Genomic DNA, 10065 nt, shown 5'->3' with positions numbered 1-10065 from the left:
GGGGTGACGTCGCGCAACATGCAGGTCAGGCGGGCCGAGCAGACGCGCTTGTCCTGCTCGTCCGTGATGACGATGTCGTACGTCGCCGTGGACCGGCCCCGGTGCACCGGCGTCGCCACGCCGGTGACAAGCCCGGATCGGACGCCCCGGTGGTGCGTGCAGTTCAGGTCGACACCCACGGCGATCTTGCGGGAGCCGCCGTGGAGCATGGCGCCGATGGAGCCGAGCGTCTCGGCGAGCACGGCCGAGGCACCGCCGTGGAGGAGCCCGTACGGCTGTGTGTTGCCCTCGACGGGCATGGTGCCGACGACGCGCTCGGCGGCGGCCTCGACGATCTGCACGCCCATGCGGTTGCCGAGGTGACCTGCGGAGAAGAGGGCGGGCAGGTCGACGCCGAGCGCGGCGTACTCGTCGATGACCTCTTGCGGGAACCTGGTTGTCGTCTGCTCGCCCATGGGGCCCGAACTCCGTTCGTCGTCGTACGGCTGTCCTGCGGTGCTCACTGAGCGAACGCTCAGTCGGCCGGTGATTGTTCCAGACGGATGACGACGGACTTGCTGGCGGGGGTGTTGCTGATGTCCGCGGTGGCGTCGAGCGGCACCAGGACGTTCGTCTCCGGGTAGTACGCGGCCGCGCAGCCACGGGCGGTCGGGTAGTGGACGACCCGGAAGCCGGGGGCGCGGCGCTCCGTGCCGTCGGTCCACTCGCTGACGAGGTCCGCGTAGGCACCGTCGGCGAGGCCGAGCGCGCGGGCGTCGTCGGGGTGCACCAGGACGACGCGGCGGCCGCCCTTGATGCCGCGGTAACGGTCGTCGAGGCCGTAGATGGTGGTGTTGTACTGGTCGTGCGAACGCAGCGTCTGCAGCAGAAGCCGGCCCTCCGGCACCTTCGGGTACTCGACGGGCGCCGCCGTGAAGTTGGCCTTGCCGGTGGCCGTGGGGAAGCGCCGCTCGTCACGCGGGGCGTGCGGCAGCGCGAAGCCGCCGGGGTTCGCGGCGAGCCGGGCGTTGAAGTCCTCGAACCCCGGGATCACGCGCGCGATGCGGTCGCGGATCGTCGCGTAGTCCCGCTCGAAGTCCTCCCACGGCGTGGCCGAGGCGTCGCCCAGGACGGCACGGGCCATCCGCGCGACGATGGCCGGCTCCGACAGCAGCCACGGGCTCGCCGGGGGCAGGTTGCCGCGCGACGCGTGCACAAGGCCCATCGAGTCCTCGACGGTGACGAACCGCACCGTGCCCCGCTTGCCGGGAGCACCGGCCTGGACGTCCTTGTCGGACCGGCCCAGCGTCGGCAGGATCAGCGCGCGCGTGCCCGTGACGGCATGGGACCGGTTGAGCTTCGTCGACACATGGACGGTGAGACGCGCCCGGCGCACTGCGGCCTCCGTGACCTCCGTATCGGGGGTGGCCCCCACGAAGTTCCCGCCCATGGCGAAGAACACCTTCGCCCGCCCGTCGCGCAGCGCCTGGATGGCGCGGACCACGTCATAGCCGTGGTGGCGCGGCGACGAGATGCCGAACTCCCTGTCCAGCGCGTCGAGGAACGCGGGCGCGGGCCGCTCGAAGATCCCCATGGTGCGGTCGCCCTGCACGTTGGAGTGCCCGCGCACGGGGCAGACACCCGCGCCGGGCCGGCCGACGGCACCGCGGAGCAGCAGCAGGTTCACGACCTCGCGGATCGTGGGGACCGCGTGCTTGTGCTGGGTGAGTCCCATGGCCCAGCACACGATGGTGCGCTCCGAGGCGAGGATCATCCGAAGCGCCCGCTCGATGTCCGACCGGGCCAGACCGGTCGCGGCGAGGGTCTCGTCCCAGTCGGCGGCGCGCGCGGCGGCCGCGAACTCCTCGTACCCGTGGGTGTGCGTACGGACGAAGTCCTCGTCGACGGCGCCCTCCGTCTCGACGATCAGCTTGTTGAGGAGCCGGAACAGGGCCTGGTCGCCGCCGATACGGATCTGGAGGAACAGATCCGTCAGGGCCGTGCCCTTGACGAGGCCCTTCGGCGTCTGCGGGTTCTTGAAGCGTTCGAGCCCCGCCTCGGGCAGCGGATTCACCGAGATGATCCGCGCGCCCGCGGCCTTGGCCTTCTCCAGCGCGGACAGCATGCGCGGATGGTTGGTGCCCGGATTCTGCCCGGCCACGATGATCAGGTCCGCCTGGTGCAGATCGTCCAGCGAGACGCTGCCCTTGCCGACCCCCAGCGTCTCGGTGAGCGCCGAGCCCGACGACTCGTGGCACATGTTGGAGCAGTCCGGCAGGTTGTTCGTGCCGAACTCGCGCGCGAAGAGCTGGAGCAGGAACGCCGCCTCGTTGCTCGTACGGCCCGAGGTGTAGAAGACGGCCTCGTCGGGCGAGCCGAGCGCCTTCAGCTCCTCGGCGATGATCCCGAAGGCCCGCTCCCAGCTCACCGGCTCGTACCGCTCCGCACCCTCCGGCAGAAACATGGGCTCCGTGATGCGACCCTGCTGCCCCAGCCAGTAGCCGCTGCGCCCCGCGAGGTCCGCGACCGTGTGCGCCGCGAAGAACTCCGGAGTGACCCGGCGCAGCGTGGCCTCCTCGGCGACCGCCTTGGCGCCGTTCTCGCAGAACTCCGCCACGTGCCGCTTGTCGGCCTCCGGCCAGGCGCAGCCCGGGCAGTCGAAGCCGTCCTTCTGGTTGACCTTGCGGAGCGTGCCGGCCGTGCGCCGCACGCCCATCTGCCGCTGCGCCATCCGCAGCGTGTGCGCGACGGCGGGCAGGCCGGCGGCCGCGTGCTGGACGGCCGTCACCTGCGGCGCGTCCTGGACGGGGTCGTCGGCGGGCGGCTTGCTGGCCATCGCGCTCTCCTTCGAGTCGCCGTGCACGCGCCTTGTCCGAGCGCGCACGAGGTACGTCTCCGATCCTGTCACGCGGCACCGACAACGGGTGACGCCGTCCGTGGTTGTCAGTGGAGCGTGGCAGGATCGTGTGCGTGGCTGAGACAGCATCGAAGAAGACCGCGCAAGACCGACCCCGCCTGCTCCTCATGGACGGGCACTCCCTGGCGTACCGGGCGTTCTTCGCGCTGCCCGCGGAGAATTTCACGACGTCGAGCGGCCAGACGACCAACGCCGTCTACGGCTTCGCGTCGATGCTGGCGAACACGCTGCGTGACGAGGGCCCCACGCACTTCGCGGTGGCGTTCGACGTCTCCCGCAAGACATGGCGCTCCCAGGAGTTCCCCGAGTACAAGGCGAACCGCTCGTCGACGCCCGACGAGTTCAAGGGCCAGGTCGAGCTGATCGGCGAGCTGCTGGACGCCATGAACGCGCAGCGGTTCGCGGTGGACGGCTTCGAGGCGGACGACGTGATCGCCACGCTCGCCACACAGGCCGAGGCCGCCGGCTTCGATGTGCTGATCGTCACCGGTGACCGTGACTCCTTCCAGCTGGTCTCCGACCACGTCACCGTGCTGTACCCGACCAAGGGCGTCTCGGAGCTGACCCGGTTCACGCCGGAGAAGGTCAAGGAGAAGTACGGTCTCTCGCCGAGCCAGTACCCGGACTTCGCGGCCCTGCGGGGCGACCCGTCCGACAACCTTCCGGGCATCCCGGGCGTCGGCGAGAAGACGGCCACGAAGTGGATCAACCAGTTCGGCTCGTTCGCGGAACTCGTGGAGCGGGCCGACGAGGTCAAGGGCAAGGTCGGGCAGGCCCTGCGCGACCACCTGGAGTCGGTGAAGCTGAACCGGCACCTCACGGAGCTCGTCCGGGACGTGGAGCTGCCGAAGGCGGTGGCCGACCTGGAGCGCGCCCCGTACGACCGCACGGCCCTGAAGGGCTTCCTGGAAGTCCTGGAGATCCGCAACCCGAGCCTGCGGGACCGGCTGCTCGCCGTGGACCCGGGCGCCGCCGAGGAGGAGGCCCCCGCACCGGCCGCCGGTGTGGAGCTGGACGGCGCGGTGCTCGGCGCCGGCGAGCTCGCGCCGTGGCTGGAGCGGCACGGCGGGCAGCCGCTGGGCGTCGTCACCGTGGACAGCTGGGCGCTCGGCGTGGGCAGCGTGTCCGAGGTCGCCCTCGCCGCCGCGGGCGGCGCCGCCGCCTGGTTCGACCCGGCGGAGCTGGACGAGGCCGACGAGCGGGCGTTCGCCGCCTGGATCGCCGACCCGGAGCGGCCCAAGACCATGCACAACGCCAAGGCCGCGATGCGGGTCTTCCCCGAACACGGCTGGAGCGTCGCCGGCGTCACCATGGACACCGCGCTCGCCGCGTACCTGGTGAAGCCCGGCCGCCGCTCGTTCGCGCTCGACGCCCTGTCCGTCGAGTACCTGGGCCGCGAGCTCGCCCCCGCGGCCGCCGCCGACGGCCAGCTCGCCTTCGGCGCCGAGGACACCGCCGAGCGGGACGCGCTGATGGCCCAGGCCCGGGCCGTACTCGACCTCGGCGAGGCGTTCACCGCCCGGCTCGACGAGGTCGGCGCGACCCGGCTGCTGCACGAGGTGGAGCTGCCCACGTCCGAGCTGCTCGCACGCATGGAGCGGCACGGCATCGCCGCCGACCGGCCCCACCTGGAGGCCATGGAGCAGCAGTTCGCCGGCGCCGTGCAGCAGGCCATAAAGGAGGCCCACGCCTCCGTCGGGCACGAGTTCAACCTCGGCTCGCCCAAGCAGCTCCAGGAGGTGCTCTTCGGCGAGCTGAACCTGCCGAAGACGAAGAAGACGAAGACCGGCTACACCACGGACGCGGACGCGCTGGCCTGGCTCGCGGCGCAGACCGAGCACGAACTGCCGGTCATCATGCTGCGCCACCGTGAGCAGGCGAAGCTGCGCGTCACGGTCGAGGGCCTGATCAAGACCATCGCGTCCGACGGCCGCATCCACACCACGTTCAACCAGACGGTCGCCGCCACCGGCCGGCTGTCGTCCACGGACCCGAACCTGCAGAACATCCCGGTCCGTACGGACGAGGGCCGGGCCATCCGGCGCGGCTTCGTCGTCGGCGAGGGCTTCGAGGCCCTGATGACCGCCGACTACAGCCAGATCGAACTGCGCGTGATGGCCCACCTGTCGGAGGACGAGGGCCTCATCGAGGCGTTCACGTCCGGCGAGGACCTGCACACCACGGTCGCCTCGCAGGTCTTCGGCGTGGACAAGACGGCCGTCGACGCGGAGATGCGCCGCAAGATCAAGGCGATGTCGTACGGACTGGCGTACGGCCTGTCGGCGTTCGGCCTGTCCCAGCAGCTCAACATCGAGGCCGCCGAGGCACGGGCGCTGATGGACACGTACTTCGAGCGGTTCGGGGGCGTGCGGGACTATCTGCGCCGCGTCGTCGACGAGGCCCGCGCCACGGGCTACACGGAGACGATGCTGGGCCGCCGCCGCTACCTGCCGGACCTGAACAGCGACAACCGGCAGCGGCGCGAGATGGCCGAGCGGATGGCGCTCAACGCGCCGATCCAGGGCACGGCCGCCGACATCGTCAAGGTCGCCATGCTCAACGTCGGCCGGGCGCTGGCCGACGCGGGCCTGAACTCCCGGATGCTGCTCCAGGTCCACGACGAAATCGTGCTGGAGCTGGCGCCGGGGGAGCGGGAGCGCGTCGAGGACATCGTGCGCCGCGAGATGTCGAAGGCGGTGGAGCTCCGGGCCCCGCTGGACGTGTCGGTGGGCGTCGGCCCGGACTGGGAGTCGGCGGCGCACTGACGCCGCGGCTCACGCCGGAAGGGCTGGCGGGTGGCGCGCCGCGGCGCACCGCCCGCCAGCCCGGCGCCGGCCGAGCGCCTGCCCCAGGGCCCGGCCCTCCCGCCCGCCTGCCCGCCGTCGTCAGGAGCGGGTCGCGGTGCCGGTGGTGCGCAGCAGCCGCACGCCGGCCCCGTAGAGGACGAGGCCCACGGCCAGGCCCGCCCCGGCACCGAAGCACGCGGTCGGGATGATGTCGAGGGGCGTCTCGATCCGCCCCCAGTACGCGTACCAGCGCAGGCACCGGTGAGCGGTACCCGCCGCCACGCACGCCGCCAGCAGCCCGCCCGCCAGCCACCGGCCACGCCGCGTCAGCACCGCCCGCAGCCCCGGCACGTCCGCCGCGACCGGCCCGTCCGCCGTGTCCGACCCGTCCGGCCTGTCCGCCGCCTCGGCCGGGGCGCGCCGCAGCGCCCCGTACCCGAACCACCCGAGCACGACCAGCGCCAGCGCCGAACCCCCGTACTGCGCGTACAGATACACCGGGAAGCCCGCGACCACCTCGCCCAGCACCGGGAAGACCCGCATGCCCCACCGGTCGGCGTGTGTGAACAGGTCCCACACCACATGCGTCGCCGCGCCGATGACCGCCGAGACGGAGAACCAGGCCGCCAGCGCCACAGGATGCCGCCCCCGCCAGGGCCGGCCCCGCAGCACCGCGTACACCCGGCCCCGCCACCGTCCCGGCAGCAGCGCCACCAGCGGCTCACGCACCATCAGCCACACCGCCACCAGCGCCGCCGTCACCAGCACGTCGACCGTCAACACGCCCCACGCGCTGTGCGTGATGTCGCCCAACGCCATGGCACCGGGCACCACACTGTCGGCGAAGTACGTCATATCGGGCGCGAACGAGCCCATGACGAGGGCAGACGCGACGAGCGGACCGCGTCCGGCGCCCGACCTCCGTATCCCCGGCAGGACGGCTGCTGCATGGCTGAGCGTGAACGGCATGGAAAGGGCACCCCCGTGAAGAACGCGACAGTCGGTCAGTCTGCATCATCTTCCGGTCGATATGCGGCACCGTCAGATCCGGAATCCGGAAGGACGACAGGTGACGAAACCGTGAAAACCGGTCAGCTGTCGGTGCCATGGGCCGACGGTTGACGTAGGGTCGCCTGAGTCCGCGCGCTGGGGAGCGCGGCGGTCGTCATCGGGCGCCGACGGGCGCCATCGGGGAGGGACAGGCGAATGTCAGCGCATCTCGGCCGACGGCTGCGCAAGGGAGCCACCACCACCGCTGTGGCCGCGGCCGCCGTGGCGGCGCTCTCCGCGTCGCAGGCACCGGGCGTGACCCCGGTCAACGGCGACCGGGCGGCGGCGGACACGACACCGCCGGCCTCCGCCGGCGACACCGCCACCGGCGACTCCCCTTACTACACCGACCTGCCGCCCCTCAACAGCCCCAACCCCACCGAAGGCCCTGGCACCGGCGCGGGCACCGGCGACCCCGTCGTCACGGGACCCGCCGAGGCCGGCATACCCGCGACCGTCCTCGCCGCGTACAAGCAGGCCGAGCAGCACCTCAAGGGCGTCAAGCCCGGCTGCAACCTCCCGTGGCAACTCCTCGCGGGCATCGGCAAGGTCGAGTCGGGCCAGGCGCGCGGCGGCCGCGTCGACGCCAACGGCACCACGTTCTCCCCGATCCTGGGCCCCGTCCTGAACGGCGCCGGCTTCGCCAACATCCCCGACACCGACGGCGGCGCGTACGACAGCGACACGCGCTACGACCGCGCGGTCGGCCCCATGCAGTTCATCCCCTCCACCTGGGCCTCCTGGGGCCAGGACGCCAACGGCGACGGCCGCAAGGACCCCAACAACATCTACGACGCCGCGCAGGCCGCCGGCATGTACCTGTGCGCCAACAACCGCGACCTCGCGGTCAAGGCGGACCTCGACCGGGCGATCCTCAGCTACAACCGCTCGCGGGAATACCTCCGTACGGTGCTGTCCTGGTTCGAGTTCTACAAGAACGGCACCCACGAGGTCCCGGACGGCACCGGTGTGGTGCCGAGCGACCGCGAGCGCAGCGACAACGGGACGGCGAACGGTACGGAGAACGGCCGCACGGGCGCCACGCCGACGCCGACCCCCACGCCGAAGCCGAAGCCGAAGCCGAAGCCGAAGCCGACGCCGAAGCCGACGCCGAGCCCCTCGGTCACCACGCCGAAGCCGAGCCCGACCCCCACACCGACGCCGACCCCGAAGCCCACGCCGTCGAAGCCGGTGATCACCCCCAAGCCCACCCCGACCCCGACCCCCACGCCCACTCCGACGCCCACCCCGACCCCGTCCCCCGAGAAGCGGGTGCACCGGCTGGAGAAGGCCGGCACCGGCACGCTCACCACCACGGCGGGCAGCGCGTTCACCGAGCGGCCCGCGGTCGTCGCGCGCACCGCGTGGGGCTCGCCGGTCGCGGGGGCGGCGATCAGGTTCGAGATCGTCGGCGACACCGACACACGGTTTCCCGACGGGGCGGCCGGCGTCACCGTGACCACGGGCTCCGACGGCACCGCCACCGCACCCGTGCTCCAGGCAGGCGAGCGGACGGGCGAGTTCACCGTCCGGACCACCGTCGTGGGCCGCGACCTGGCCCCGGTCGACTTCACCGCGACCGTCACGCCCCGCCAGGCCGACACCCTCACGCGCACCGGCGACGCCCCGCTGACGGCGGCAGCCGAGGGCGAGTTCGCCGAGCAGATCACCGTGAAGGCCACGCACAAGGGCGCCGCCGCCTCCGGAGTGGCGATGACCGCGACCATGGTCGCCACCGCGGACGGCACCGAGCCCAACGACCACGGCCCCTACTTCAAGGACGACAAGGGCAACCCGGTCCGCACGCTCACCGGCCTCACGACCGACGCCGACGGCGTCGTCCGGCTGCCGAAGATGTACGCCGACAGCCGGACCGGCACATTCCTCATCCGCCTCACCGCCGAGGGCGGAGCGACCCTGACCCTCGAACTCGAGGTCGGCTGACGCCACGGCAGGAAGGGAAGGGACGCGGCGCCGACGGCGAAGGCCGTCAGCGCCGCGGATTGGTCCGCCGTGTCGCCTCGGCGGCCGACGGATCCTCCGGCCACGGATGCTTCGGGTAGCGGCCGCGCAGCTCGGCCCGTACGGAGCGGTACCCGTCCCGCCAGAACGACGCCAGGTCAGCGGTCACGGCGGCCGGACGCCCGGCGGGCGACAGCAGATGCACCAGTACGGGCACCCCCGCGACCCTCGGCGTCTCGCCGAGCCCGAACATCTCCTGCAACTTCACCGCGAGCACGGGCTGTTCGCCCCCGTACTCGACCCGGATCCGCGAACCGCTCGGCACGTCCAGCCGCTCGGGCGCGAGCTCGTCGAGGCGCGCGGCGTCCCCGCTCGCCCAGGGCAGCAGCCGCCGCAACGCCTCACCCGCGTCGATCCGGCCGAGACCCGCACGCCGCCGCGCCCGCGACAGCTCCGGCTCCAGCCACTCGTCGGCACGCTCCAGAAGGGCGCCGTCCGAGACGTCGGGCCAGGGCGAGCCCAGCGTCCGGTGCAGAAACGCCAGCCGCTCCCGCAGCCGCACGGCGTCGGGCGACCACCCCAGCAGCCCGAGCCCCTCACGCCGCAGCCCGTCCAGCAGGGCGGCCCGTACGAGACCGGGGCCGGCGTCCTTGAGCGGCCGTACGGCAAGGTCGACCGCCCCGAGCCGCTCGACGGACCGTGCGACGACGTCCCCGTCCTCCCACCGCACCTCATCGCCCGCGACCCGCAGATGCCCGGCGGCGAGCCGCGCCGTGTCCTCGTCGCACACGGCGGCCAGCCGCACTCGCGCCGAGGCGGCATGCGCGGGCCGGTCCGCCACGGCCACCGCCAGCCACGGCGCCGACCGCAGCCCGGACCCGCCCGCGACCTCGGCCCCGGTCCCCGACACCATCAAGAAGGCACCCCCACCCCGCGCCCGAGCCACCCGCTCCGGAAACGCCAACGCCACCACAACCCCGGCAACCCCGTCGTCGCCCAGCCCCCCGAGACCCCCGGCGCTCACACCCGCGGAACCCGCGGCCGACCCCGGGCGGACCTCCCTCACAGAGCCGCTCGCAGGCTCCACACGTGCTGCCGAACCATCCACAACAACGTCCGCACCAGCCTCCGCCGCCGCCCCCGCACCGGCCACGTCGCTCGGTACCGCCCTCGCATCCGGCGCGACACCCACTGCGGTACCGGCCGCCAGGCCCGTACCTGTGTCCCACGCCTCACGGGCACCCGCCGCCGAACCGACCGCGACGTCCGCGCCCGCCACCGAACCGGCCGCGGCTCCCGCCCCGGCATCCGCCACCGCGCCCGCACCGGCCGCCGTGCCCGCATCGGCCATCGCATCGGCCGCCGCACCCG

General features: G+C 72.9%; 6 protein-coding genes. 2 read left to right on the top strand and 4 right to left on the bottom strand.

The genetic code is table 11. The features are described from left to right. A partial coding sequence (locus HTZ82_RS28770; RefSeq protein ID WP_175412313.1) for a PaaI family thioesterase occupies positions 1-455 on the bottom strand: 455 nt, incomplete at its 3' end. Positions 456-514: 59 nt separating this feature from the next. Beyond that, on the bottom strand, positions 515-2815 hold the full coding sequence (locus HTZ82_RS28765) for an FdhF/YdeP family oxidoreductase (protein ID WP_175412312.1): 2301 nt from the start codon (positions 2813-2815) through the stop codon (positions 515-517). 134 nt (positions 2816-2949) lie between these two features. Between HTZ82_RS28765 and polA the strand changes: the two genes are divergently transcribed. After that, on the top strand, positions 2950-5661 hold the full coding sequence (gene polA / locus HTZ82_RS28760; RefSeq protein WP_175412311.1) for a DNA polymerase I: 2712 nt from the start codon (positions 2950-2952) through the stop codon (positions 5659-5661). A gap of 120 nt (positions 5662-5781) precedes the next feature. Here the strand turns inward: polA and HTZ82_RS28755 are convergent, their stop codons facing one another. Then, positions 5782-6651: a DUF4184 family protein gene (locus tag HTZ82_RS28755; RefSeq protein WP_175412310.1), complete on the bottom strand. Its 870-nt coding sequence runs from the start codon at positions 6649-6651 to the stop codon at positions 5782-5784. A gap of 237 nt (positions 6652-6888) precedes the next feature. Between HTZ82_RS28755 and HTZ82_RS28750 the strand changes: the two genes are divergently transcribed. Further along, a complete protein-coding gene (locus tag HTZ82_RS28750) occupies positions 6889-8676 on the top strand; it encodes a lytic transglycosylase domain-containing protein (RefSeq protein ID WP_175412309.1) in 1788 nt (595 codons plus the stop codon). Between the two features lie 46 nt (positions 8677-8722). Here the strand turns inward: HTZ82_RS28750 and HTZ82_RS28745 are convergent. Then, the coding region (locus tag HTZ82_RS28745; RefSeq protein ID WP_302852288.1) for an ATP-dependent helicase C-terminal domain-containing protein at positions 8723-10065 on the bottom strand (1343 nt) is incomplete at its 5' end.

The sequence above is a fragment of the Streptomyces sp. TRM64462 genome (assembly GCF_013362995.1).
GTDB lineage: Bacteria > Actinomycetota > Actinomycetes > Streptomycetales > Streptomycetaceae > Streptomyces.
This window is presented reverse-complemented; position numbering and strand designations above follow the sequence as displayed.